The following is a 25,540-nucleotide window of genomic DNA, read 5'->3' on the forward strand; positions in this document are numbered from 1 at the left end:
GCGGGCAGCGTATCGCGGGTGGCGGAAAACGGAAGGTGTCAACCGTTGTGGGGCGGTCGGTTCAGGGATTCGTTGACTGAGCCGTGTTCTCCTCGGGCTTGTTGATCCACGCGGCTGCGGGTAGGGCAGGCGGTTGCGGGGTGCCGCGGACGAACCGTTCGGGGTTGCGGTCGTAGGCGGCGGCCAGGACGTCGGCGCGGACCTCGCGTACCCGGTCGGCGTGGCCGTGGTGGACGTCGTGCGGGGTGTGCCAGCCGATGCCGGAGTGTCGGTGGATGGTGTTGTACCAGGTGAAGAAGGTCCGGCAGTGGTTGCGGGCGTCCTGGAGGCTGCCGAAGCGGTCGGGGAAGTCCGGCCGGTACTTCAGCGTCTTGAACTGGGCCTCGGAGAACGGATTGTCGTTGCTGCACCGGGGCCGGGAGTGGGACTTGGTGACGCCGAGGTCGGCCATCATCTGCGCGACGGTCTTGGACGCCATGGAGGTGCCACGGTCGGCGTGGATGGTCAACTGGTCACGGCTGACGTTCTGCTTGGTGACCGCGTCGGCCAGGAGTCGTTCGGCCAGGGCGGCGTCCTCTCGTTCGGCGATCAGCCAGGCCACGGTGTAGCGGCTGTAGATGTCGATGACCGCGTAGAGGTGGTAGAACTCCCGCTTGGCCGCCCCGCGCAGTTTGGTGATGTCCCACGACCAGACCCGGTTGGGGGTGTCGGTGATCAGCTCGGGTTTGACCTTGGGCGGGTGGACGGCCTGGCGGCGGCGTTCGCGGACCTCTCCGTGTTCGCGCAGGATCCTGTACATGCTCGACACCGACGCAAGGTAGACGCCTTCGTCGAGCAGGGTGTGGTAGATCGCGGCGGGGGCCATGTCGGCGAAGTCGGGGCTGTTGAGCAGCGCCCGGACGCTGTCGCGCTCGGCCGTGCTCAGCGCACGCGGCTGGGGCTTGGGCGTTCGTGCCGGGCGTGGCGGCGGTGGGCTCTTGCGGTGGCGGCGGTAGTGGTTGGCCTGCGGCCGGCCGGTCGCCGCGCACGCCGCCCGGACCCCGATCAGCGGCGCCAACTCGGTGATCGCCGCCTCCACGGCGGTGTCGATCATCTGGTCTCGCCCGGCTCGGGCGCGCTGTCGGTGGCGAGCTGACCCAGCAGCGCGGAGAGTTTTCCCTGGACCTCGATCACCTTGCGGGCCTTGTCGAGCTCGGCGCGCAGTCGTTCGTTCTCGGCGCGCAGCCGCGCGGCCTCGCGTACCGCGGGGTCGGTCCTGGGTCGGCCGGCGGGCTTGGCCAGGGCCTCGCGGGCTCCTTGATCACGCTGGTGCTTCCACGCCGCGATCAGCGAGGTGTACAGGCCTTCGCGGCGCAGTAGGGCGCCCTTGCCGGCCTTATCGAGGGTTTCGTACTCGGCCAGGATCCGCGCCTTGTAAGCGGCCGGGTATGTCCTGGTCCGGGGCTTTGCCGGTACTTCGGGGTCGGGTACCGGGTGGTGCGATGTCACGGGGGTGGTTCTCCTTGCGCGCCCTCACGGGTCAAAGTTTCAGCAGGTCACCCTGCCTTCCCCAAGGATGACACAGAGGGAAACGAGGTGTCGGTGCGAGCGGCTACATCTTTTTTGATGTGGCCACATCAAAAAAGATGTAGCCGCAAACGGAACAGCATGTCCCAGCCGCGGTACCGGTTCCGACGCCGAGGGAGAACTCCCGGTCACGCTTCGACCTGCGAATACATGGGCGGTACGGGGCCGCGGGGACGACCATACGAAATGGATCTCTTGACCCCATCGGGTCGCCCGATCTCCGATTCGCTGTCTTGAACTGCCGAAACGCAGCCCAGTCCATGATCACTGACACCGTGATCATGGACTGGAGCAGGGTTCAGGCCGTGTGCGCGCCGGAGCGGGCCAGGTGCTCACGGGCCGCCGCGACCAGGGCCTTCGGGTCGTCGGCCCAGACCCGCACGTGGGTGACCGGCTCCGTCGGCCCCTTCGGGAGGTGGAACACGGTCGGCCCGCGCAGGACGACGTCCACGTTGGTCTGGCTCAGGATGACGATGCTCATCACGGTGCCGTCGGCGGTCTGCTCGTACTGGAACGTGCGGCTCGCCTGCAGGGAGCGGTTGCGGGCGCTCACCGAGACGACGTTCTCCCACGGAATCGGCAGCGTGATCGTCGCCGCGTGCCGCAGCCGCAGGCCGGACGGCACGACCAGGTGCGGGTGCACCTTCACCATGGCCAGCAGGCCGATCATCCAGGCCAGGCCGTACACGCCCACGAGCGCCAGCGCCAGCCGCGCGCTCTCCCACGGCAGCAGCAGGTCCACGGCCGGGATCTCGATCGCCGAGATCACGATGAACACCCAGATCACCGGCGTCATCGCCTTGGCGTAGCCGAACGCGGCACCGCCGTCCTCGGTCACCAGCGGGCGGCGCAGCACCCAGCGGTACAGGCTGCGCCACATGCCCAGCTCGTACGCGAACAACCGGCGGGTCAGCCGCCACGCCTGCTGCCATCGGGACAGGGAAGCGGGGGTCGTCATGAGGGCTCCTCGCCAGGGGTGGTGGTCAGGCCGACTGCGCGCAGCCGGTCCACGATCTCGTCGAGGCCGGCGCTCAGGCACTCGAACCGGTCCTCGGACATCCCGCCGAACAGCAGGTCGGCGAACCCGGCCTGCTGTCTCTCCATGTCGGCGACGACCGCCGCGCCGTGCTCGGTGAACGAGACGAGCAGCGCCCGGCGATCGGTGGGGTGCGGCTGCCGGGTCACGAAGCCGGTCGCCTCCAGCCCGTCCACCAGGCCGGTGACGGTGCGCGCACTCACCCCGAGCCCGTCGGCCAGCGCCCGCTGGGTGCTCGGCCCACTGCTGCGCAGCAGCCAGAGCAGGGTGGTCCGGGACGGGGTGAGCCCCTCTTTGGCCAGGCTCTCGGTCATGTCCTTGTTGAGCAGCACGACCAGTTCGAGCACGCGGTCGAGCGCCGCCAGGTGCCGCTGCTCGGCCACGGAGCCTCCCGAGATCGTGATGCACACTCACTATGTGCTAGGAACACAATGATGGCACATCACCATCTCTGGGGCAAGCGGGCGGGCACCGGCTGGATGTCCGGCCCCGCGCGCGGTACAGATGGCAGGGGCCGGCGGCGAGCACCGGCCCCGATCACCGAGGGAGCAGACATGCGCGTACCCGCGCTGGAGATCCGTGAGGCGGCCGACCGCCCGCAGGCGCTGGTGATCCTGCTGCACGGCGGGGCGACCGACGGGCACGGGCGGGCGCACCGCGGCCGAGCCGCCTACCTGCGCATGCTCCCGTTCCAGCGGGCCATGCCCGGCGACGTCACGGTGTGGCGACTGCGCTACCGCTTCCGGGGCTGGAACGGCGCGGCCGCCGACCCCGTGCGCGACCTGGAGTGGGCCCTGGACCAGGCCCGCAGCCGCCACCCGGGGCTGCCGGTCGTCCTCGTCGGACACTCGATGGGCGCTCGCGCGGCCCTGTGGGGTGCGGGCGATCCGCAGGTCATCGCCGTCTGCGCGCTCGCCCCGTGGATCGAGCCCGGCGACCCGGTCGCGCAGCTCGCCGGGCGCACCGTCCTGATCGCCCACGGCGACGCCGACCGGATCACCGACCCGGGCGCCTCCCGCCGGTACGCCGTCGCCGCGGAAAAGGCCGGAGCGGACGTCGCCTTCCTCGACGTCACCGGCGACGGCCACGGCATGCTGCGCCGTGCCCGATACTGGCACCGGCTCGTCGGCGACTTCGTCCGCGCGCACACCCCGCGCGGCGAGCCGGACCGGGTCCGGACAGCGTGATGCGGGCCGGGCGTCGTGCCCGGCCCGCATCGTGGCTGTGGTGTCAGTCGATGCGCGACCGCGAGGCGATCGGCGCGACCAGCGCGACGCCCAGCGCCGCGAATCCGATCTGGAAGAGGAGCTCCAGCCAGTCGACCCCGCCCGTGTTCGCCACGTCGAAGGCGCCCGCAACGAACGTGCCCAGCAGGGCCGCGACGACACCGATGACGATGGTCAGCCACAGCGCGATGGACTGCCGGCCCGGCAGGACCAGCCGACCGAGCACACCGATGACCAGACCGATGATGACGGCGGTGAAGATACCGGTGATTTCCACGGTGTTTTCCTTTCCCTGTCGTTGACACGGCGATGCCCGCAGCCCACGGACGCCAAACCAACACCTGCCCAGCGCCCGGGAAACCACGTGGCCGCGCCGAGCGCCGGAGCGCAGACTGCGGGGATGGACGAGGCTGCCGCTCGGCTGTACCGCTACATCGGCCCGCCCGACCTGCTCGCGACCGTCGACCCTGGACAGTCCGGTCGGCTGCTCGACTCCGCGCAGGCCGTGCGGGCCTGGGTGGCGCGGGTAGGCGGTGAGCCGTTCACCTATGTCGTCGACGCGTCCGGCCGGTTGCTGGCGGCGGACCGGCGCAGCGAGCACGTCGCCTGCGCGGGCGGCCATGACGTGCTGAGCGCGGGCGAGCTGTCACTGCGGCGCACGGCCACGGGCTGGGCCGTCGCCGAGGTCAGCAACCAGTCCACCGGGTACGCACCCGCGCCGGCGTCGTGGCCGGCGGTGGCCGCGGCGCTCGACCGCGCCGGGATCACCCACCCGGGCGGCTTCACCGCCGCGTTCGAGTTCCGCCGCTGCCCGGCCTGCGCCGCACTGAACCTGGTCAAGGACGGCGACTACACGTGCTGCCTGTGCGAGGCTCCGCTGCCCGCGCAGTGGCGCGGTTGAACCGGGCACAGACGAGGACGGGCCCCGGCTCGTGCGCCGGGGCCCGTCCTTCTCACATCGTCACCGGCGCTCGCGGTCGGCGTAGTACGTGCCGACCTGATCGCGGTACAGCGTTTCGTCGCGGAGGTCCGGGTCGTACTCCGGAGCGTCCTTGATCTCGGCCTTCGAGCGGTTGACGAACACCTTCTCCTCGGTCCAGTCGATGTTGTTCACGACTCCCGCGGGAAGCATCCGCTTGCTGCCGAAGATCCACGGACCGGTGTCGACCACGATGTAGCTGGAGCCGACGGCCCCGGTCGCTTCATCGATCTTGCCGATACCGCCGTCGACGGCCTCGACGTGGAAGCCGACGATCGAGCGGTCCCCGCCCTCGTCGGTCGTCTTGTAGTCGAGGTCCGCGCTGTAGCTCCACGGGTCCCAGGGGATCGGGTTCATGGCAGTCATGTCTTCCTCCTCCTCGTTGGACTGGTGCTGACGACGACCGCCTACCCGCTCCGCCGCCCGCCTAACCCGGCCGCACCCGCCCATGATCACCCGACTTGCCCGGCACCTGGGCGAATGAGCCGGCAAGATATCCACGATTGCCTGGCAACTCGGTGGATCACGGACGGTCGCGAGCGGCATATGGGCGATATGCATATTTCGTTCCTGGGCTGGGTACGACCCCCGCATGGCACGAACCGAGCGCGTCATCGACACCTCGCCCGAGCGCGTCTTCGCCGTCCTCGCCGACGGCTGGACCTACGCGGACTGGGTCGTCGGCACCGCGCACATCAGGGATGTCGACTCCTCCTGGCCCGCCCTCGGCAGCAGGCTGCACCACAAGGTCGGCCCCTGGCCGCTGTCGACCGCCGACGTCACCCACGTGGTGCGCTGCGAAGCGCCGTACCGGCTGGTGATGCGGGCCCGGATGTGGCCGCTCGGCGAGGCGGTCGCGGACTTCCGCCTGGTCCGCCTGGACGCCCACTCGACCCTGGTCACGCTCGTCGAGGACTTCACCCGCGGCCCGCTGCTCGCGATCCGCAACAAGCTGAACGACCTGCTGCTGCACGGCCGCAACAAGGAGGCGTTGGACCGGCTGGCCGACTTCGCCGAGAACCGCGAGAACACCTACGACGCCCGGGCCCTGGCCGAGGTAAGGCTGGAGCGCGTCGCCCGGCACTGACCGGGCGGGGCGGGTCGCGATACCCGGATCCGCCCGGCAGGGTGCATCATCTGCACATGCCCCTCCCGCCGCCCAGGCAGCTGGACTACTACCTGCTCGCCGCCGACGAGTCCGATCGCCCTGCGGCGGTCGTCGTCGAGGACCTGGTGCTGCGCGACGACGGCACCGCCATCGGCATCGACAACGTGACCTGGACGGCGACCGGCGGCTCGTGGCAGTGCACCCCGGCGCTCAGCCGAGACCTGCGCGCCGACGCGCGGCTTCGCGGGCGGGCACGCGCGGTCGACGCGGGCGCCGCCGAGACCGCGCTGCGCGAACTCGGCGGTCGCGACCTGCCGGACGAAGCGTGGCTGCGGGCGCGGTTCGGCGACTTCCTGCCACTGCCCTCGGCCCCGCTGCTGCGCCTCGGCCCGGCCCAGGCGCCGCCCGGCTTCCGAGATCGGCACGTGTACCGGATCCTGTTCGCGGGCGACCTGGACCGGCACGGGCTGCAGTGCCTGCGGCTGTGGTGGCGGCTGGACCCGGTCGAACCCGCCGCCGACCCGTCGGGCCGCCTCGTCGGGCGGGCCCGCCGCGAGGTAAACGGGCACGAGCTGACCTGGGAGCTGCGCCGTATCGGGCCGGGCCTCGGCTGGGCCGTCGACCTGACCGCGTGCCTGCGCGACGGACCCGCCACCGCGATACCCGCGCTGCTGGGCGATCTGCGACAGCTGGCCCGCGCCCACGGCCTGATCCCGGTGGCCGTCGAGCGCCTCGGCTGAACCCGGCGGCCTCCTGCCCACCTGACACCTGCCGGGCCGGATGCGAGGATGGGCGCATGTCAGCTCCCATCGTGGTGGCCGTCAGCCGGGACGCCGAACACCGGTTCAGCAAGCCGAACGCCGACGAGATCGAGCTGATCGCCGGGCTCGGCGTGGCCGGGGACGCGCACGCGGGCGTGACCGTGCAGCACCTGTCGCGGGTCGCCGCCGACCCGACCCAGCCCAACCTGCGCCAGGTCCACCTGATCCACGCCGAGCTGCACGACGAGGTACGCGAGCAGGGCTTCGCGGTCGCGCCGGGCCAGCTCGGCGAGAACATCACCACTCGTGGCCTGGACCTGCTGTCGCTGCCCCGGGGAACGGTGCTGCGCATCGGCCCGCAGGCCGTCGTCGAGGTGACCGGCCTGCGCAATCCCTGCGCCCAGATCGACCGCTTCGAGGACGGCCTGCTCAAGCAGGTCGTGTACCGCGACGAGGCGGGAGACCTGATCCGCAAGGCGGGCATCATGAGCATCGTGCTGGCCGGAGGACCGGTGCGCCCCGGCGACACGGTCACGGTCGAGCTGCCCGCCGAGCCGCACCTACCGCTCGAACGCGTCTGATCAAAGCCCGGCCGCGCGATGCCAGGCCCTCCTCGGCGTCGCGGCGGCATTCTCCGTTGCGGGCCCGGTCGCGGGGGACCGATCATGACCTGATGCAGCCCTCTGCGGATCCCGAGCGCCCCACCGAGGTGACCCTGCTCAGCCAGGCGGGCAACGCCGCTGTCGTGCACCTGCCCGGTCGGGCCTTCCCCGGCGTGAACCTCCAGGGCGACTCGCTGTCGGTGCTGCGTACGCAGCTGGCGGGCGCGGCGGGGACGCTGCGGGAGACTCCCGGCGACGCCGACGCCCTGGACGAGCTGGACGACGTCGTCAGAGAGCTGAACGCGCTGCTGGCCTACTACGAGCGGGTGCTCGCCCGGCACGGCATGCGTCGCCCCTATTAGGCCGCCGCCGGGCGGGTCCGCCGGTTTTCGGGCCGCCGGGCCGCAGAATCATGTCATGGCATACGGGGTGATTTCCGACGAAGCCTCCCATGAGCGGCTGGCGGTGCGGGTCGCCGGAGTCGTCCAGGGTGTGGGGTTCCGGCCGTTCGTGTACACCCTCGCGCAGCGGCTGCACCTGCGCGGGCACGTCGGCAACGACACCGAGGGCGTGTTCATCGAGGCCGAGGGGCCGCGGTCGGCGCTGGACGCGTTCCTGTGCGCGCTGGACCTGGAACGCCCGCCGCTGTCGGTGATCGACTCGATGACCGCCGCGCCGCTGCCGGTGACCGGCGCGCCCGGCTTCACCATCGTGGCCAGCGACGCGTCCGGCCCGCCAGCCGCGCAGGTCACCCCGGACGCCGCGACCTGCGAGGCCTGCCTGGACGAGACCACCGGCGGGGGCGGCCGCCGGCAGGGGTACGCGTTCACGAACTGCACCCACTGCGGTCCCCGGTTCACCATCGTGCGCGACGTGCCATACGACCGGCCGAACACGACCATGGCCGGGTTCGCCATGTGCGACGACTGCGCGAAGGAGTACGGCGACCCCGCCGACCGCCGCTTCCACGCCCAGCCCGTGTGCTGCCCGGCCTGCGGGCCCCGGCTCAGCCTGCTGGGCATGGACGGCAGCTCGGTGCTCACCGCCGGGGCCGACCCGGTCGCCGCGACCGCGCGGCTCCTGCGCGCCGGGGCCGTCGTCGCGATCAAGGGCCTGGGCGGCTACCACCTGGCCGTCGACGCGACGCACCCCGAGGCCGCCGCCCGGCTGCGCGCCGCCAAGCACCGCGAGGACAAGCCGTTCGCGCTGATGGTCGCCGACCTCGCCGAGGCGGCCGGGATCGCCGAGGTGGAGCCCGCCGCGGCACGCCTGCTGCGCCATCCGGCCCGGCCGATCGTGCTGCTGCCCCGCCGCACCCGCCGTCCGGCGCACCGCATCGCCGAGGCCGTCGCGCCGGGCTGTCGCGAGCTGGGAGTGATGCTGCCGTACACGCCGCTGCACCACCTGCTGCTCGCCACGATCGTCCGGCCGCTCGTGATGACCAGCGGCAACTCCTCCGACGAGCCGATCGCCTACCGCGACGACGACGCGATGGCCCGGCTGACCGGCATCGCCGACGTCGCGCTGACCCACGACCGGCCGATCCACCTGCGCACCGACGACTCGGTGGCGCGGGTGGTGCGCGGGTCGCCGATGCTGCTGCGCCGCTCGCGCGGGTACGTGCCGCGGCCGGTGCGGCTGCCGTGGAAGCTGCGCCGGCCGGTGCTGGGCTGCGGGGCCGCCCTGAAGAACACGTTCTGCCTGGCCCGGGGCGAGTTCGCGACGCTGTCGCACCACATCGGCGAGCTGTCGAACGCGGCGACGTTCCGCTCGTACACCGAGGGCGTCGGGCACCTGGAGCGACTGCTGGGCATTACGCCCGAACTGCTCGCGCACGACCTGCACCCGGACTACCCGTCGACGGCGTACGCGTTGGAGCGGGACGGGGTGGAGCTGGTCGGGGTGCAGCACCACCACGCGCACATCGCGTCCTGCCTGGCCGAGCACGCGGAGCAGGAGGCGGTGATCGGGGTCGCGTTCGACGGGCTGGGCTACGGCGACGACGGCACGCTGTGGGGCGGCGAGATCCTGGTGGCGGATCTGGCGGCGTACACCCGGGCGGGTCATCTGGCCGCGGTGCCGATGCCCGGCGGCGCGGCGGCGGTGCGCGAGCCCTGGCGCATGGCGCTGTCCTACCTGGACGCGCTCGGCGGCGAGCTGCCCGACCTGCCGGTGGCGGCGCGGCACGCGGCGGCCTGGTCGACCCTGCGCGACGCGGCGCGGGCGGGGGTGAACGCGCCGCTGACCTCCAGCGCGGGGCGGCTGTTCGACGCGGTCGCGGCCCTGCTGGACCTGCGCGACGAGGTCACCTACGAGGGCCAGGCCGCCGTGGAGCTGGAGCAGGTGGCACGGCGCGGCGAGGTCGCCGGTTACCCGGCGGAGATCACCGAGGACGCGGTGCTGTCGCTGAGCGGCGCCGACCTGGTCCGCGCGGTGCTGGCGGACCGGCTGGACGGGGTGCCGGTGGCGGAGATCGCCGCCCGGTTCCACGCCGGCGTCGCCGACCTGATCGTGAACGCCTGCCTGCTGGTACGCGAACGCCACGGCCTGCACACCGTGGCGCTGTCCGGCGGCGTCTTCCAGAACACGCTGCTGCTCGGCCGGACCCTGGACGGGCTGACCCTGTCCGGTTTCCGGGTGCTCACCCACCGCCAGGTCCCGCCCAACGACGGCGGCATCAGCCTCGGCCAGGTCGCCGTGGCCGGCGCCCGCGACCGCCGCTGACCACGGCCCCTGCCTGCTCCCGGCCTTGCTCGGTAAGGAAGGGCACCTTCACATCGCTATGTGTTGTAGAAGGTGCCCTTCCTTACCGCGCAGGGAGGTTGACCTTGCTTACTTGATGTTGACCTTGCCTACTTCATGAGGCGTTGGACGCCGTCGAGGATGACATCGAGGCCGAAGGCGAAGGCGTGGGCGGGGTCGGCGGAAGCCTGGTAGACCTGGCTGCTGGCCTCGCCGACGCGGCCGGCGACCGGGAAGTCGTGGCCGGCCATGACGCGCTCCAGGACGGGGGCGGTGGCCCGCCACCACTCCTGCTCGTCCAGACCGGATTCGCGCTGCGCGCGGACCAGCCCCGCGTGGCTGCGGGCGACGCCTTCGACGTGGGTCAGCACGAGGGTGAGCACGGAGTCCATCTGCAGGTCGGTCAGGCCGATGCCGTCGAGCACCCGCAGCTCCGCCTCGTACTTCAGGACCGCGTTCGGGCCCAGGGTCGGGCGGCCGCCGGTGGCGTCGAGCAGCCAGAGGTGGCGCAGGCTGATGTCCCAGTTGCGCTCGGCGACATAGCGCAGGCCCTCGCGCCATCCGCCATGTCCGGACGGGTCGTCGACGCCGGTGTACAGCTCGCCGAGCACCGTGTCGACCATGAGGTCGTTGAGTTCGGCCTTGCCGGGCACGTGGGTGTAGAGCGACATGGTCCCGGACCCGATCTTGTCGGCGACCCGGCGCATGGTGGCCGCCTCCAGGCCCTCGGCGTCGGCGAGTTCGATCGCGGCGTCGACGATCGCGCGGACCGTCAGGCCTGACCGGCCGGGCCGGGTGTGCGAGCCCCACAGCAGCGCGAGACTGCGACCTGGGTCACTTTTGCCGCTCACGGGAACACTCCACCTCGTTTTATCAGTTGGCGTACGTCGTACGGTACAGGCTACGCTTGCGAGCCGCTCTCACCCCAATCCCGGAGGTCTGCCCGTGACCACTGCTGACTACGGCTTCATCCAGGTACGCGGAGCCCGCGAGAACAACCTCAAGGACATCAGTCTCGACATCCCGAAGCGTAAGATCACACTCTTCACGGGCGTGTCCGGTTCGGGCAAGTCGTCGCTGGTGTTCGACACCATCGCCGCCGAGTCGCAGCGCCTGGTCAACGAGACCTACACGGCGTTCCTGCAGTCGCTGCTGCCCGGCTACGGCCAGCCGGACGTGGACTCGCTGGAGAACCTGTCCGCCGCGATCATCGTCGACCAGAAGCGCCTGGGCGGGAACTCCCGGTCCACGGTCGGCACGGTCACCGACGCGTACTCGATGCTCCGGCTGATCTTCGCCCGGCTCGGCTCGCCCGCCGTGGCCAACCCGGGCGTGCTGTCGTTCAACGACCCCAACGGCATGTGCCCGGACTGCGAGGGCCTCGGCGACGTCGCGTCGATCGACGAGGACGCCATCGTCGACCGGGACAAGTCGCTCAACGAGGGTGCGATCCGGCTGTCCGGCTTCAACGTGGACAGCTGGTTCTGGGCGATCATCACCCAGTCCGGCTTCTTCGACAACGACAAGAAGCTGCGCGACTACACCGCCGACGAGTGGCACCGGCTCATGTACCTGCCCGAGGCGAAGGTCAAGCTGGCCACCCCGGCGGGCAGCATGAACTCCACCTACGAGGGCCTGGTGCCCAAGTTCAAGCGGCTCTACCTGAGCAAGCAGACCGAGACCACGGCCCCCCACATCCGGGCCGCGATCGAGCGCGTCGCCACCCGCTCGGCCTGCCCGGCCTGCGGCGGAGCCCGGCTCAACGCCGCCGCGCTGGCCTGCCGCATCGACGGCCGCAACATCGCCGAGTGCGCCGCGATGGAGGTCGCCGACCTCGCCGCGTTCATCCGCGGCGTCGACGCGCCCACCCTGGCCCCGATGCTGAACTCGCTGGCGGCCCGGCTCGACAACCTCACCCACATCGGGCTCGGCTACCTCAGCCTCAACCGGCCCAGCGCCACCCTGTCCGGCGGCGAGTCGCAGCGGGTGAAGATGGTCCGCCACCTCGGCTCCAGCCTGACAGACATGACGTACGTCTTCGACGAGCCGAGCGTCGGGCTGCACCCGCACGACGTGCACCGCCTCAACGAGCTGCTGGTACGCCTGCGCGACAAGGGCAACACCGTGCTCGTCGTCGAGCACCGGCCCTCGGTCATCGCCATCGCCGACCACGTGGTGGACATGGGCCCGCGCGCCGGGCGCGACGGCGGGCAGGTCGTCTACTCCGGCGACCTGGCCGGGCTGGCCGCCTCCGGCACGCTCACCGGCGAACACCTCAGCCGCCGGCAGGCGCTGAAGCCGAAGGTGCGCACCGCCACCGGCGAGCTGGTCATCAAGGACGCGGCGCTGCACAACCTCAAGGGCGTCACCGCGGCCATCCCGCAGGGCGTGCTGACCGTGGTCACCGGGGTGGCCGGTTCCGGCAAGAGCTCGCTCGTCCAGGGCTGCCTGCCCCGGCATCACCCCGACGCGATCTTCATAGACCAGCGGCCGATCCGCGGCTCCAAGCGTTCCACCCCGGCCACCTACACCGGAGTGCTCGACCCGATCCGCAAGGCGTTCGCCAAGGCCAACGGCGTCAACGCGGCCCTGTTCAGCGCCAACTCCAAGGGCGCCTGCCCGCAGTGCCAGGGCATCGGCCTGCTGTACACCGATCTGGCCTTCATGGACCCGGTGGTGAGCACCTGCGAGGCCTGCGACGGCCGCCGCTTCCTGCCCGGGGTCCTGGAGCACACCCTGCGCGGGCAGAACATCAGCGACATCCTGCGCATGCAGATCACCGAGGCGGCGTCGTTCTTCACCGAGAAGGCGATCAAGCCGACGATGACCGCCCTGGTCGACGTCGGCCTCGGCTACCTGACCCTGGGCCAGTCCCTGGACACCCTGTCCGGCGGCGAGCGCCAGCGCCTCAAGCTCGCCACCGAGCTGGGCAACACCTCTCGCGTCTACGTGCTCGACGAACCCACCACCGGCCTGCACATGAACGACGTCGACAACCTCATCGGGCTGCTGGACCGCCTCGTCGACGGCGGCAGCACGGTGATCGTCATCGAGCACAACCTCGACGTCGTCTCCCGCGCCGACTGGATCATCGACATGGGCCCCGGCGCTGGCCACGACGGCGGCCGCATCGTGTTCGCGGGCACCCCGCACGACCTGCTGGCCGACCAGCGTTCGCTGACCGCGGTCCACCTGCGCGAGCACCTGAGCTGACGCACGCCACCGGCACGGCGGCCGGGGACAGCGAAAGGAGCGCACGCGTACGACACTGTCCGGATGATCACTGCCAGTCCGCAACCAGCCCCGCCACCTGCCGAGCCGATCGACGAGGGCTGGTACCCCTTGCTGCGGTTCTTCCTGGTGCTCGGCTGGCTCGGCACGGCGCTGCTCATCCTCGTCGGGTCGGCCGCCGCGAACGGCAGGGTGCGATTCGTGTCGTGGGACGAGCGGCTTCAGTTCCACGACGGCACTGTCATCGCCCTGAACGTGCTGCTCGGGATACAGGTCTGCGGCGCGCTCGCCGTGTGGCGGATGCGCCGCAGACCACGCCGCGCAGCCGCCCTGGCCGTCGCAACGGCGGTGCTCGCGCTGGCCACCATCGGGCTGCGTACGCCGCTGACCCGGCCGGAGGACGCCCGGCCCGAACCCGTGCCGGCGTGGACCGGGTGCGTGTCGGTCAGCGGTGGACGCAACACCTGCCCGGGTGGCTGACCCCAGTCCCGCTGCGGGCGGACCTGCGCCCGCGACGGGGCCACGGCTGGCTGACCGAGCCGGCCGGCTCCATCAGTCAGCCTGCCCCGCGGCCGGGTCGGCCGGGGGCACGGCAGGCTCAGGAGCCGGCCAGGCAGTCGGCTCCGCCACGGCGACCGCGACGGCGGCGGGGACCGGCTCCGCCGGGACGGCCGCCGCGGGCAGTGCCATGGTCAGCCTGCTGTGGCCGAGGTGGGCCGCAGCCGCGGCTTCGTGGTATCTGTCCAGCTCGGCGAGGAACTCCTCGGATCGGTAGAGGGTGCCGTCGACGACCGGGCCCGACCGTCCTTCGAGCACCGCGACCACGTCGTCGCCGGTGAGCGTCTTGTGTGTCTCCAGCGCGTGGGCCAGGGCGAGCACGTCGCGGCGGTGCTGGGCGAGCAGGTCCGCCGTACGGGCCAGCAGGTCGCCGAGCATGTCCTCGATCCGGTCGGCCAGCGCGTGGCGCACCTCGGCCTCGGTGTCCTGGCCCTTCTTGCGCCGGCCGCCCTGCCCGCCGCCGGGTGCGCCGACCTCCAGTCGCTTGGCGGTCGAGTACGACGACACGGTGCCGCCCATGCCCCAGAAGCCCTCCATGAACGACGCGACCGTCGTCGCCGACTCCAGGTCCCCGGAGACGCCGGACGAGCTGTCCCCGCCGAAGAACATGCGCTCGCCCGCCAGCGACGCCAACGACACGCAGATGTCGGACTCGTACTCGGTGCGCCACCGGGTGAACTGGTCCTCGGGCGGGATGCTGGCGACCATGCCGAGGTAGTCGCTGCCCTTCTCGATGGTCGCGATGTCGATCTCCATGTGGTGCCGGGTGCGGTACGCGATCACCGCGTGGCAGGCCTCGTGCACCGCGACGGCGTGCCGTTCCCGCTCGATGTACTCGACGTCCTCGGGCGGCCCGAGTTCCTTGAGCTGCTTGGCCCGCATCACGTCGCGCCAGGCGATGACCTCGCGCCCGTCCCGGATCGCGGTGATCAGCGCCTCGTTGATCAGGTCCTTGATGGTCGCGCCGGTGGCGTACGGCGTGATCGTCGCCAGCTTGTCGATCTCGGCGGCGGTCAGCTCGTGGCGCACCTTGCCCAGGTAGCCCTCGTAGGTGCGGACCCGGCCCGCCTTGCTCGGGTAGCCGACCTTGTAGATGCGGTCGATGCGGCCCGGCCGCAGCAGCGCCTCGTCGAGCGCCTCCGGCAGGTTGGTCGCCATCATCACCAGGATGCGGTATCGCGGCGGCGGCTTCGGGCGCATGCCCAGCACCCGGCGCACGTACCGGTTGACGAAGCCGCGCGGCTTCTTCAGCCCGGACAGCTCGGTGAGCAGGGCCTGCAGGGTGCCCATGCCCCCGCCGTTGTTCATGCCCGCACCCATCACGAACCGGTGGCGCCGCGCCGGAGCCGGAGCCGGTTCGGCCGCGGCGTTCCTGGCCAGCCGCCACTGCGTCTCCGGGGACAGCCAGCCGAAGCCGTGGCAGCCGGGGCCGGCGGTGAACGCCGGGGTCATGCCGCGCGGGAAGCCGGGGCCGCCCTGGGCGAGCTGGCCGCGGCTGCCGAGCGAGTCGGCCTCGTCGAAGAAGACGATCACGCCGCCGTAGCGCAGCGCCAGCTTGCGCAGCTTGCGGAACAGCGACTTCACCTTGAGGATGCCGACGCCCATGAACATGTTGGTGAACGCGCCGGGGTCGACGAACACGTACGGCTTGCCGGTCTCCCCCGCGACGGCCTCGGCCATCAGCGTCTTGCCGGTGCCCGGCGGCCCCCACAGCAGCAGGCCGGACGGCACGTAGCCACCCTTGGCCTCGATCGCGTCGGGCTGCTCCAGGAAGACGATGTTCTCCCGCACCCGCGCCAGCACGTGGTCCTGGCCCCACACGTCGGTGAACCGGGTCTTGATGTCGTCGGGGTAGTACACCTCGACGCCGCCCCGGGACAGGAACCAGAAGATGGCGACGAACTGCATCACGACGATGAACAGGATGAACACCATCTGCACGACGAAGGGCATCAGCGCCCACAGGATCGCCGGGGCCTGGAACAGCGCCAGCACCGGCGAGGTGTCCAGCACCGCGCCGGCCACGAAGGCGAACACGACGATCCAGAAGATCCACTTGAGGATGCGGGCCAGCCGGAACCTGGTCCAGTCGGACAGCCTTCGCCGGGAGAAGCGGTCGAAGCCGCCGAACACCCGGTGGCTCCAGAACCGGTGGTATCCCGCCCAGTGCTCGCTGACTCCGAAGTGCAGCTGCCGCAGCAGTTCCAGCCCGGCCAGGATCAGCAGCCAGCGCGACTCGACCAGGTGGATGCGGGTCGCCTCCACGAACGGCATGCCGCCCGGGAAGTCGGCCATCTCCGCCCACACCAGCACCAGCCAGGCGACAGCGAACAGGAACAGGAACTTGATCCGGTCCCAGAACGGCAGCTTCTTGCGCTTGGGACGCTCCTCGACCCGTGCGGGCTCACCCGGCGGGCGCAGGCCCTCGACCGGCTCGGCAGACACGTCGCTCATGGCTCGCTCGCTCATGCCACGCTCCTGACCGTGAAGGACTGCACCAGCGCGTCGAGTTCCGCCGCCCGTGCGCGGTAACACGAGGCCGAGCAGCGCACGATGAACTGGTACAGCCGCCGCCCGGCGTCGTCGACGTAGACGGTCTGGTCGAACGTCTGCAGCCCGCCGCCGCCGGGGCTGTAGTTGAAGATCGAACGCACCCCGCGCACCGTGCCCTCGGTCGGCAGGATCTCGTCGGAGACCAGCTCGAAGCCCTGGAACACCGGGTTCTGCGCGTTGTCCGCGCGGGCCGAGTCGGTGACCGGCAGCAGCAGGTCACGGGCTCCGTTCAGGGACACCGCGTTGATCTCGTTCTCGGACAGCCGGCGCACCATCGCGTACACGAAGGGCTCGTCGCCGGTGCCGAGGAACAGGTGCAGCGCCTGCGGGACGATCGAGGCGTCGTAGCCGACCGACCAGATCCGCTCCCGCCGCGCCGCCGCGGCCACCGAGTCGGGGTCCTCCCCGGACAGCATCCAGTCCATCGCCTCGTGCTCGATGCGCTGCCAGCCGTGGGGAACCTTGAAGTAGACGCCGTCGTCGGCGTTCTTGACGTACTCGAACTCCGGCGCGCCGCACCCGCCCAGCACGAGCGCCGCCGTCGTGAGGAGGGCGGCCAGCGCCGCCCGTATTCCCGCTGCCTGCCGCCTGTCCTTCATGACGCGCCCCCACCGCCGTCGGGCTGTCCTGATCGGTCACTGCTCACGTGCGGGCGACGACACCTACGGCGGTGTCACCGACCGGCACGGTTGGCTGTCGGTGCTCCTGTAAGGAGTATGGAGGCGGCACGTCCGGAAGCAGAATAGCTGCACAGTCGTCAATGTCGACCGCACACCCGATGGTGCGATCGATACATGTGCCTGATTATCTTCGTGGTCGCCCGGACTCCTTACCGCAGCGGCCGTCCGGTGCGCGGCCGCGCCTTGATCGTCCGACTTGCCTGGCACCTGTGCGTATCTTGAGCGCGAATACCCACAGGTGCCAGGCAAGTCGAGCGATCTTGCGGCGTGCGCCGCGACGCGGTCCACGTGATGCGGACCGCGGGGCGGGGTCGGCGGGGCGGTCAGGTCAGGTTGGGTCGGAGCCAGCGTTCGGCGTCGGCGAGGTCGGCGTCGCGGCGGCCGGCGTAGTCTTCGAGCTGGTCGCGGCCGATGCGGCCGACGGTGAAGTAGCGCGAGTCCGGGTGCGCCAGCATCAGGCCGCTGACGGCCGCCGCCGGGGTCATCGCGTACGACTCGGTCAGGCCCATGCCGATCTTCTCCGCGCCGAGCAGGTCGAACAGCTCCCGCTTGAGGGTGTGGTCGGGCGTGGCCGGGTAGCCGAACGCGGGCCGGATGCCGCGGAAGCGCTCGGCGTGCAGGTCCTCGATGGCCGGGTCGGCGTCCGGCTCGTACCAGTCGCGCCGCGCCTGCAGGTGCAGGTGCTCGGCGAACGCCTCGGCGAGCCGGTCGGCGAGCGCCTTGACCATGATGGCCCGATAGTCGTCGTGCTCGGCCTCGTACTTCGCCGCAAGCTCGTCCGCGCCGTGGATGGCGACGGCGAACCCGCCGATGTGGTCGCCGGCCGGGGCCAGGTAGTCGGCCAGGCAGCGGTTGGGCCGCCCGGCGGGCTTGACGGTCTGCTGGCGCAGCATCGGCATCCGGGCCTCGCCCTCGATGACGATGTCGTCGCCGTCGGCGTGGGCGGGCCAGAAGCCGTACACGCCCTGGGCGCGCAGCGAGCCGTCCGCGATGATCTGGTCGAGCATCGTGTTGGCGTCGTCGAACAGCTCCCGGGCCTGCGGCCGCTCCAGGATCGCCGGGTACTTGCCCTTGAGCTCCCAGGCCAGGAACAGGAACTGCCAGTCGATCATCGTGCGCAGCTCGGCCAGGCTGGGCGTGACCTCGCGCAGGCCGGTGAAGGCGGGCACGGGCAGCTCGGTGAAGTCGGGCCGCTCGGCGTTGGCGCGGGCCTGCTCGAGGGTCAGCAGCGGCTGGCGGGTCTTGTTGGCGTGCTCGTCGCGCAGCCGGGCCTGCTCGGTGCGGTTGTGCTCGGCCAGCTCCTCGGCCTTCGCGGGGTCGAGCAGCTGCGACACGACGCCGACGACGCGGGAGGCGTCGAGCACGTGCACGGTCGCCGACTCGTACGCCGGGGCGATGCGCACCGCCGTGTGCTGCCGGGACGTGGTGGCCCCGCCGATCAGCAGCGGCAGCTTGAGGCCGCGGCGCTGCATCTCCTGCGCGACGGAGACCATCTCGTCCAGCGACGGGGTGATCAGCCCGGACAGGCCGATCACGTCCGCGCCCTCGGCGACCGCCGTGTCGAGGATCTTCGCCGCGGGCACCATCACGCCGAGGTCGACGACCTCGTAGTTGTTGCAGCCCAGCACCACGCCGACGATGTTCTTGCCGATGTCGTGCACGTCGCCCTTGACCGTGGCGAGCACGACCTTGCCCTGCCCGCGCTGGGCCTCGGCCCTGCCTTCGCGGCGGGCCTGCTCCTTCTCGGCCTCCATGTACGGCTCCAGGTAGGCCACCGCGCGCTTCATCACCCGGGCGCTCTTGACCACCTGCGGCAGGAACATCTTGCCCGCGCCGAACAGGTCGCCGACGACCTTCATGCCGTCCATCAGCGGGCCCTCGATGACTTCGAGCGGCCGGTCCACCTGCTGCCGGGCCTCCTCGGTATCCTGCTCGATGTAGTCCACGATGCCGTGCACCAGCGCGTGCGACAGCCGCTGCGCGACCGGGGCCTCGCGCCACGACAGGTCGGCGACACGCTTGGTGGCTTCGCCGCTGACGGTGCCCGCGTACGCGACGAGCCGGTCGGTGGCGTCGGGGCGGCGGTCGAAGAGCACGTCCTCGACGAGGTCGCGCAGCTCGACGGGGATGTCCTCGTACACGGCGAGCTGTCCGGCGTTGACGATGCCCATGTCGAGTCCGGCGCGCACGGCGTGCAGCAGGAACGCCGAGTGCATCGCCTCGCGGACGACGTCGTTGCCGCGGAACGAGAACGACAGGTTCGAGATGCCGCCGCTGGTCCGCGCCCCCGGGCAGCGCGCCTTGATCAGCGGCAGCGCGTCGATGAACGCCTTGGCGTAGCCGTTGTGCTCGGCGATGCCGGTGGCCACGGCCAGCACGTTCGGGTCGAAGACGATGTCCTCGGCGGCGAAGCCCGCCTTCTGCGTCAGCAGGTCGTACGCCCGCCCGCAGATCTCGACCTTGCGCTCGACGGTGTCGGCCTGGCCCTGCTCGTCGAAGGCCATCACGACGACGCCCGCGCCGTAGCCCTGGATGCGTCGGGCGTGGTCGAGGAAGACCTCCTCGCCCTCCTTGAGGCTGATCGAGTTGACCACACCCTTGCCCTGCACGCACTTGAGGCCGGCTTCGAGCACGGACCACTTCGAGCTGTCCACCATGATCGGGATGCGAGCCACCTCGGGCTCGGTCGCGATCAGGTTGAGGAACGTGGTCATCGCCAGCTCGCTGTCGAGCAGGTCGGCGTCCATGTTCACGTCGAGCAGGTTGGCCCCGCCGCGCACCTGGTCCAGCGCCACGTCCACGGCGCCCTGGTGGTCGCCGGCCTCGATGAGGCGGCGGAACTTCGCCGAGCCGGTCACGTTGGTGCGCTCGCCGATCATGACGAAGCCGGTGTCGGGGCCGATCGCGAACGGCTCCAGGCCGCTGAACCGGGTCGCCTTCGGCACCCGCGGCACCTCGCGCGGCGGCAGGCCCTTGACGGCCGCCGCGACCTGCGCGATGTGGTCGGGCGTGGTGCCGCAGCAGCCGCCCGCGATGTTGATCAGGCCGGACGTCGCGAACTCGCCCAGCAGCGCGCCGGTCTCCTCCGGCGTCTGGTCGTAGCCGCCGAACGCGTTGGGCAGCCCCGCGTTGGGATGGCTGGCGACGTAGACCCCGGCGAGGCGGGACAGCTCCTGCACGTGCGGGCGCATCTCGGTCGCGCCCAGCGAGCAGTTCACGCCGACGGCCAGCGGATTCGCCCGCTCGATCGAGCGCCAGAACGCCTCGACGGTCTGCCCGGACAGGGTGCGGCCGGACAGGTCGACGATGGTCACCGAGATCCACAGCGGCAGCTCCGGCGCGACCGCGCGGGCGGCGGCGATGGCGGCCTTGGCGTTGAGCGTGTCGAAGATCGTCTCGATGAGCAGGATGTCGACACCGCCCTCGGCGAGCGCTGCGATCTGCTCGACGTACGTGGCGAAGACCTGGTCGTAGGAGGCGGTCCGGTAGGACGGGTCGTCGACGCGCGGGGACAGCGACAGCGTCACGTTGAGCGGGCCGACCGAACCGGCGACGAAGCGCCCGCCGAACTCGTCGGCGGCCTGCCGCGCCAGCTGCGCGCCGCGCAGGTTCATCTCCCGCACGTGCGCCTGCAGGCCGTAGTCGGCCTGCGCGATGCCGGTCGCGGTGAAGGTGTTCGTGGAGGTGATGTCCGCGCCCGCGGCGAGGTAGCGCCGGTGCACGTCGAGAATCAGGTCGGGCCGGGTCAGGATGAGCACGTCCGGGTTGCCGGTGACGTCGTTCGGGTGGTCGCCGAAGCGGTCGCCGCGGTAGTCCTCGGGGGTCAGGCGGGCGTTCTGCAGCATGGTGCCCCACGCGCCGTCGAGCACCACGATCCGCTCGTCGAGCAGCTTGCGCAGCTCCTGCACGCGGGTGGCGGGGGAAGAAGACCGGCTCAACGCGAACACCTCCGAAAGAACTCTCGGAGGCGCCCTTGCAACGGTGGATCCAGCCGAGCGTGGCGGGCTGTGCCCGTTGCAGCGCCTCTCGACCTGAACACGAAGTTTACCGTCCGACCCCCGCCCCGCGATCACGGCACCGCCCGCGTCCCGGTCTGCGGGACGCCGACGGCCGTTCACCCTCGATCATCCGACTTGCCAGGCACCTGGGCGTATCTTGATCCGCCTTTCGCCCACCTGCCTGGCAAGTCCGACGATCTTCGAGCCTGTCCCACGATGCGGAAGAACGCCTCCGCCGAACACAACGCCGCCGGAGGCGTTCTTCGTTCCTGGCCGGGCGAGCCGGTCAGGCGAGCGGGCGCAGGGCGTCCACCAGCGGGGTGGTCGGGCGGCCGGCCAGGCGGGACAGGTCGCCGGTGGTCAGGGCGAGCGCGCCGTCGCGGATGTCGGCGTCCACGGCCACCAGGAAGCCGGCCGTGCCGGCGTCCAGGCCCGCCTCGGTGAGCAGGTTCAGGTGCTCCTCGGACGAGACGCGGCGGTAGACCACGTCGCGGCCGAGCACGGTCGCGAACGCGGCGGCCAGCTCGTCGAAGTCCCAGGCGTGGTCGCCGGACAGCTCGTAGACCGCGTTCTCGTGGCCCTCGCCGGTGAGCGCCGCGGCGGTGGCGGCGGCGTAGTCGGCGCGCGTCGCGCTGGCGACCCGGCCGTCGCCGGCACTGGACAGCACCACGCCCGCGGCACGCGCCTGGACCAGGGCGGGCGCGTAGTTCTCGGTGTACCAGCCGTTGCGCAGCAGGGTGAACGGCAGGCCCGAGGCGCGGATGGCCTGCTCGGTCGCGACATGGTCGGGGGCGACCGGGAGCGGGGAGTCGGCCGCGTTCAGCACGCTGGTGTACGCCAGCCGGGCCACCCCGGCGGCCTTCGCCGCGTCGATCACGGCCTGGTGCTGGGCGACCCGGCGGCCGACCTCGCTGCCCGAGACCAGCAGCAGGGTGTCCCCCTCGGTCAGCGCCGCCGACAGGCTCGCCGGGTCGTCGTAGTCGAAGCGGGCGACCCGTACGCCGCGCGCGGCCAGGTCGCCGAGCCGGCTCTCGTCGCGCGCCCCGGCCACGATCTGCCCGGCCGGCACGCCCCGGTCCAGCAGCGCGGCGACCACGAGCCGCCCGAGCTGCCCGGTGGCCCCACTGATGACTATCGACATGTTCTCTCCCGAACGGCATGGCGGCGCAGGGCACGATCGCCCAGGCCGCGAAGGGTATTCACGAAACGGGGACAACTCCCCGGTTGATCCCGACCGTAGCACAACCGGGGACCAATCCCCACTTCGCTATGCTGGGACCATGGCCACCCACGCCCCCCGCGCCGACGCCGAGCGCAACCGCCGCCGGCTGATCGAGGCGGCGCTGGCCGTGTTCAGCGAGCGCGGGCTGGACGCCCCGCTCGATGAGATCGCGCGCCGGGCCGCGCTGGGCAACGCCACGCTCTACCGGCACTTCCCCACCCGCCGGGACCTGATCTCCGCCGTGTACGCCGAGACGCTCGACGAGATCGTGCTGGCCGCCGAGCACGCCGCGCACCAGCCGGACGCCTGGACCGCGTTCCACGACCACCTGGTCTACCTGTGCGGCGTGCAGTCGCGGTGCCGGGCGACGTCCGACCTGCTGACCGCCGCCGTGTCCGGCGTGCCGGGGCTCGACGCGCTGCACGACCGGGCATACCAGGGGCTGCAGCGGCTCATCGAGCGCGCGCAGGCGGCCGGCGAGCTGCGCCCGGAGTTCCGGCACGAGGACGTGGTGCTGATCCTGATGGCCAACGCCGGGCTGATCGAGCGCACCGCCGAGGCGGCGCCGGACGCGTGGCGGCGGCAGCTCGCGTACACCCTCGACGGGCTGCGCGCCCCGGGCCGCACACCCGCCCCGCCGAGCCCCGGCGTGGACCGGGTGGTGGACGCGATGCGCGATCGCGGGCGGCGTTTCAGCGGCGACCCGGTGCGGTGACATCACTGTCCGTGTTCAGACGGGGCGCCACAGGGCATCGACCGTCACCGAAATGATTTCGGCACATTCCGAAAGCGTTGCGGTCGCAGGTGATACGGCATGGCCGAATTTGCCTGTATGCATGCCGTTGACATCGATCAGACCCTCTGCCTGAATAGACCGAAAGCGTTTTAGATCGTCTTCGGTCGATCGTTCGGTGGCAGTTCACCGCCTGCCGCGCTCCACACGCACGGTGACGGTTTCACCGTGCCTGCTTCCCGTTTCCGCCGACGCGTGTCGCCCGGACGCGCTCGCCGAAAGGACGCCGATGCACCCCTCCCCACCACCCCGCCGCCGATGGCCGGTCATCGTGGTGACCCTGCTGGCCCTCAGCGCCGCCGCCCCCGCCTCGGCCAAACCGGTCGGCGCGTCGGACGGCGCCGCCCCGGCCGTCCAGGCCCCCGGCATGGTCTACACCGGACTGGCCGCCGAGCGCACCGGCGCGTGCGCCGGCATGTACCGCATCGTCGGCATCACCTCGACGATGTGCACGCACGGCCCCGACCCGGCCCCGGCCGGACTGTCGGTCGCCCGTTCCATCGCGCCGCTGCAGGCGCGGACCGCCGCCCCGTCCGCGCTGGCGGTCTGCGAGGGCGACGGCACCTCCGGCCGCCGCGTCGAGGTGCTGTACGTCCGCGGCAGCACCAGCCGCTACAACCAGTATCTGGAGACGTTCCGGCAGCTCGCCGAGCAGGTCGACGTCATCTTCAACGAGAGCGCCAAGGCCACCGGCGGCGAGCGGCACGTCCGTTACGTCACCGAGAGCGTCAACGGCGCGTGCCGCCCGGTCGTGCGCGACGTGCAGATCCCGGACTCGGCGCTCAACGCCGACGACTGGGCCCCGCTGCTCAACGCCGTCAAGGCCGCCGGCTACGCCCGCACCGACCGCAAGTATCTGCAGTTCGTCGACGCGAACATCTACTGCGGCATCGGCGGCTTCGCCGGGGACACCCGCAAGAGCGACGCCAACCGGTCCAACACCGGTCCGGAGTACGCCCGCGCCGACAACGGCTGCTGGACCGCCGGGGTCGCCGCGCACGAACTCGGGCACACGCTCGGCGCGGTGAACAACAACGCCCCCAACGCCTCCGGCGCCGCGCACTGCGTCGACGAGTACGACGTCATGTGCTACAAGGACGGCCCGAACGTGGTGCTGCGCTACTCGTGCCCCAGCCAGGCGCTGGACCAGCGGCTGGACTGCAATCACGACGACTACTACCACACGAACCCGCCCGCGGGCAGTTACCTGGCGACGTACTACAACGTCGCCGACAACCTGTTCCTGATCAAGGGCGGCGGCACGACCCCGCCGCCGGTCACCAACCTGGCCCTGTCCGCGACACCGAGCGCCTCCTACACCTCTTCATGGGAGAGCGTCCTGGCGATCAACGACGGCATCGACCCGCCGTCCTCCAACGACACCGTCAACCGCCGCTGGGGCACCTGGCCCAACACCGGCCAGCAGTGGGCGCTACTGACCTGGTCCACGGCCCAGACGGTACGCGTCGCCGACGTCTACTTCTTCGACGACAACGGCGGCGTACGCCTGCCCGCCTCCTGGACCCTCCAGTACTGGAACGGCACCTCCTACGTCGCCGTCCCCGGCGCCGGCGGCTACCCCGTGGCCCTCAACCAGTACAACCGCGTCACCTTCACCTCCGTCAACACCACCCGCCTACGCGTCGTCCTCAACAGCGGCCAAGGCTCCGTAGGCCTGCTCGAAGTCAAAGCCACCGCCTGACCGAAAGGAAGGGCACCTTCTTAACGCTATTGGTGCGCAGGGTGCCCTTCCTTACCACTCGGGGGTTCTGAGCAGGGAGGATGCGGGTGAGAATTCGCGGGCGGGGCGGGTGGCGTCGCCTGGTCGGTCGGCGTCGCCTGGTCGCGGCGGTGGCCGCTGGGGTGGCCGCCGTGGGGCTGGTGTTCGGGTACGCGGTCCCGGCCGGTGCGCACCGGGGTGTGCTGCCGACGCTGCATCACGACGGGCGTGGCTCGGTGTGGCTGACCCTGGCCTGGGACGACGGCCATCCCGTCGACCAGCCGGGCCTGGCGATGCTGTCGGCGAGCAGCGACACCGGCGCGACGGTGCCGGTCACCGCGCTGCGGCCGCTGCCCCACGATCCGGCGACCCTGCCGCTGCCGGGCGCGCTGGCCGCTGGTGACTGGACGGTGACCGTGGACGTCGCGGCACCGGGGGTCGGGTACTGCACGGCGCGGGTACGGGTCGCCGTCGACGGGGTGCCGCAGACGGTTTCCTGTGCCGTGCCGGCCGGCCCGGACGCGACGGCGGCCGCGGCTGACCCGGCCGCGGACAGTCCGCCGTTCGGGCTGCTCGCGGCACTGCTGGCGGCGCTGGCCGCGGTGGCGGTCGGCGGCTTCGGGCTGCTGAGGTCGCGCGGCGGGCGGGGTGTGACGCCGACGCGTCGCCCCGATCGACGTTGGCCTATCACATCGAAAAAACGGCGCTCGGATTCGATGAGATAGGCCAACGTCCATGACAAGCCGAGGCCGCCGACACGGAGCA

Annotated in this window: 22 protein-coding genes and 1 riboswitch; of the genes, 12 read left to right on the forward strand and 10 right to left on the reverse strand. The window is 71.4% G+C overall.

Annotated features, from left to right (window positions below; genetic code table 11):
- Positions 1–61: 61 nt before the first annotated feature.
- From AB0B66_RS36615 to AB0B66_RS36625, 3 genes are all read right to left on the reverse strand, one after another.
- Positions 62–1,488, reverse strand: a protein-coding gene (locus AB0B66_RS36615; RefSeq protein ID WP_360538840.1) for an IS3 family transposase whose coding sequence is annotated in 2 segments (ribosomal slippage) — positions 62–1,158 and positions 1,158–1,488 — 1,428 coding nt in all. Because the reading frame shifts where the segments join, the coding sequence is not laid out codon by codon here.
- Positions 1,489–1,864: 376 nt separating this feature from the next.
- Positions 1,865–2,524, reverse strand: coding sequence for a hypothetical protein (locus AB0B66_RS36620; protein ID WP_360538843.1), 660 nt, complete (start codon positions 2,522–2,524; stop codon positions 1,865–1,867).
- Positions 2,521–2,985, reverse strand: a complete 465-nt coding sequence (locus AB0B66_RS36625) for a MarR family transcriptional regulator (protein ID WP_360538846.1) — start codon at positions 2,983–2,985, stop codon at positions 2,521–2,523. Before AB0B66_RS36625 ends, AB0B66_RS36620 begins: the two co-directional genes overlap by 4 nt.
- A 171-nt stretch (positions 2,986–3,156) precedes the next feature.
- Here AB0B66_RS36625 and AB0B66_RS36630 point away from each other — a divergent pair, with 171 nt between their 5' ends.
- On the forward strand, positions 3,157–3,789 hold the full coding sequence (locus AB0B66_RS36630) for an alpha/beta fold hydrolase (RefSeq protein WP_360538849.1): 633 nt from the start codon (positions 3,157–3,159) through the stop codon (positions 3,787–3,789).
- A gap of 43 nt (positions 3,790–3,832) precedes the next feature.
- On the opposite strand, the gene AB0B66_RS36635 is transcribed toward AB0B66_RS36630, so the two are convergent.
- Positions 3,833–4,105: a GlsB/YeaQ/YmgE family stress response membrane protein gene (locus AB0B66_RS36635; RefSeq protein WP_360538852.1), complete on the reverse strand. Its 273-nt coding sequence runs from the start codon at positions 4,103–4,105 to the stop codon at positions 3,833–3,835.
- A gap of 123 nt (positions 4,106–4,228) precedes the next feature.
- On the opposite strand from AB0B66_RS36635, the gene AB0B66_RS36640 reads away from it, so the two are divergent.
- Positions 4,229–4,729, forward strand: coding sequence for a hypothetical protein (locus tag AB0B66_RS36640; RefSeq protein ID WP_360538855.1), 501 nt, complete (start codon positions 4,229–4,231; stop codon positions 4,727–4,729).
- 60 nt (positions 4,730–4,789) lie between these two features.
- Here AB0B66_RS36640 and AB0B66_RS36645 read toward each other — a convergent pair whose 3' ends face one another.
- Positions 4,790–5,173, reverse strand: coding sequence for a PRC-barrel domain containing protein (locus tag AB0B66_RS36645; protein ID WP_360538858.1), 384 nt, complete (start codon positions 5,171–5,173; stop codon positions 4,790–4,792).
- A 226-nt stretch (positions 5,174–5,399) separates the two neighbouring features.
- Between AB0B66_RS36645 and AB0B66_RS36650 the strand changes: the two genes are divergently transcribed.
- The 5 genes from AB0B66_RS36650 (at position 5,400) to hypF (ending at position 10,002) form a co-directional block, all read left to right on the forward strand.
- Complete coding sequence (locus AB0B66_RS36650) at positions 5,400–5,894, forward strand: SRPBCC family protein (protein WP_360538861.1); 495 nt, start codon at positions 5,400–5,402, stop codon at positions 5,892–5,894.
- Positions 5,895–5,950: 56 nt separating this feature from the next.
- The gene (locus AB0B66_RS36655; protein ID WP_360538864.1) at positions 5,951–6,655 is read left to right on the forward strand and encodes a hypothetical protein; all 705 of its coding nucleotides are present in this window, start codon (positions 5,951–5,953) and stop codon (positions 6,653–6,655) included.
- Positions 6,656–6,711: 56 nt separating this feature from the next.
- A complete protein-coding gene (locus AB0B66_RS36660) occupies positions 6,712–7,257 on the forward strand; it encodes an MOSC domain-containing protein (protein ID WP_360538867.1) in 546 nt (181 codons plus the stop codon).
- Positions 7,258–7,349: 92 nt separating this feature from the next.
- Positions 7,350–7,640, forward strand: a complete 291-nt coding sequence (locus tag AB0B66_RS36665; RefSeq protein WP_360538870.1) for a hypothetical protein — start codon at positions 7,350–7,352, stop codon at positions 7,638–7,640.
- Between the two features lie 55 nt (positions 7,641–7,695).
- Entirely contained in the window at positions 7,696–10,002 is a 2,307-nt protein-coding gene (gene hypF, locus AB0B66_RS36670) for a carbamoyltransferase HypF (protein WP_360538873.1), read from the forward strand.
- 128 nt (positions 10,003–10,130) lie between these two features.
- On the opposite strand, the gene AB0B66_RS36675 is transcribed toward hypF, so the two are convergent.
- The gene (locus tag AB0B66_RS36675; RefSeq protein ID WP_360538876.1) at positions 10,131–10,871 is read right to left on the reverse strand and encodes a TetR/AcrR family transcriptional regulator; all 741 of its coding nucleotides are present in this window, start codon (positions 10,869–10,871) and stop codon (positions 10,131–10,133) included.
- Between the two features lie 94 nt (positions 10,872–10,965).
- Between AB0B66_RS36675 and AB0B66_RS36680 the strand changes: the two genes are divergently transcribed.
- Both AB0B66_RS36680 and AB0B66_RS36685 read left to right on the forward strand, forming a co-directional pair.
- Positions 10,966–13,233 (forward strand): excinuclease ABC subunit UvrA, encoded by a 2,268-nt coding sequence (locus AB0B66_RS36680; protein WP_360538879.1) that lies wholly within the window; start codon positions 10,966–10,968, stop codon positions 13,231–13,233.
- 63 nt (positions 13,234–13,296) lie between these two features.
- On the forward strand, positions 13,297–13,731 hold the full coding sequence (locus AB0B66_RS36685) for a hypothetical protein (RefSeq protein ID WP_360538882.1): 435 nt from the start codon (positions 13,297–13,299) through the stop codon (positions 13,729–13,731).
- Positions 13,732–13,803: 72 nt separating this feature from the next.
- Here the strand turns inward: AB0B66_RS36685 and AB0B66_RS36690 are convergent, their stop codons facing one another.
- The 4 genes from AB0B66_RS36690 to AB0B66_RS36705 form a co-directional block, all read right to left on the reverse strand.
- Positions 13,804–16,278 (reverse strand): AAA family ATPase, encoded by a 2,475-nt coding sequence (locus AB0B66_RS36690; protein WP_360538885.1) that lies wholly within the window; start codon positions 16,276–16,278, stop codon positions 13,804–13,806.
- A complete protein-coding gene (locus tag AB0B66_RS36695) occupies positions 16,275–16,961 on the reverse strand; it encodes a hypothetical protein (protein WP_360538888.1) in 687 nt (228 codons plus the stop codon). The genes AB0B66_RS36690 and AB0B66_RS36695 overlap by 4 nt, the downstream gene beginning before the upstream one ends.
- A 404-nt stretch (positions 16,962–17,365) precedes the next feature.
- On the reverse strand, positions 17,366–20,980 hold the full coding sequence (gene metH / locus AB0B66_RS36700) for a methionine synthase (RefSeq protein WP_360538891.1): 3,615 nt from the start codon (positions 20,978–20,980) through the stop codon (positions 17,366–17,368).
- 20 nt (positions 20,981–21,000) lie between these two features.
- Positions 21,001–21,076: riboswitch (S-adenosyl-L-homocysteine riboswitch) on the reverse strand.
- 250 nt (positions 21,077–21,326) lie between these two features.
- Positions 21,327–22,181, reverse strand: a complete 855-nt coding sequence (locus AB0B66_RS36705) for an SDR family oxidoreductase (protein WP_360538894.1) — start codon at positions 22,179–22,181, stop codon at positions 21,327–21,329.
- 139 nt (positions 22,182–22,320) lie between these two features.
- Here AB0B66_RS36705 and AB0B66_RS36710 point away from each other — a divergent pair, with 139 nt between their 5' ends.
- The 3 genes from AB0B66_RS36710 (at position 22,321) to AB0B66_RS36720 (ending at position 25,500) form a co-directional block, all read left to right on the forward strand.
- Positions 22,321–22,977 carry a helix-turn-helix domain-containing protein gene (locus tag AB0B66_RS36710; protein ID WP_360538897.1) on the forward strand — a complete coding sequence of 219 codons (657 nt, stop codon included), beginning with the start codon at positions 22,321–22,323 and terminating at the stop codon, positions 22,975–22,977.
- A gap of 307 nt (positions 22,978–23,284) precedes the next feature.
- The gene (locus AB0B66_RS36715; RefSeq protein ID WP_360538900.1) at positions 23,285–24,757 is read left to right on the forward strand and encodes a hypothetical protein; all 1,473 of its coding nucleotides are present in this window, start codon (positions 23,285–23,287) and stop codon (positions 24,755–24,757) included.
- A gap of 86 nt (positions 24,758–24,843) precedes the next feature.
- Positions 24,844–25,500, forward strand: a complete 657-nt coding sequence (locus AB0B66_RS36720; RefSeq protein ID WP_360538903.1) for a hypothetical protein — start codon at positions 24,844–24,846, stop codon at positions 25,498–25,500.
- Positions 25,501–25,540: the final 40 nt, after the last annotated feature.

The sequence above is a fragment of the Catellatospora sp. NPDC049111 genome (assembly GCF_040648615.1).
Taxonomy (GTDB): domain Bacteria; phylum Actinomycetota; class Actinomycetes; order Mycobacteriales; family Micromonosporaceae; genus Catellatospora; species Catellatospora aurea.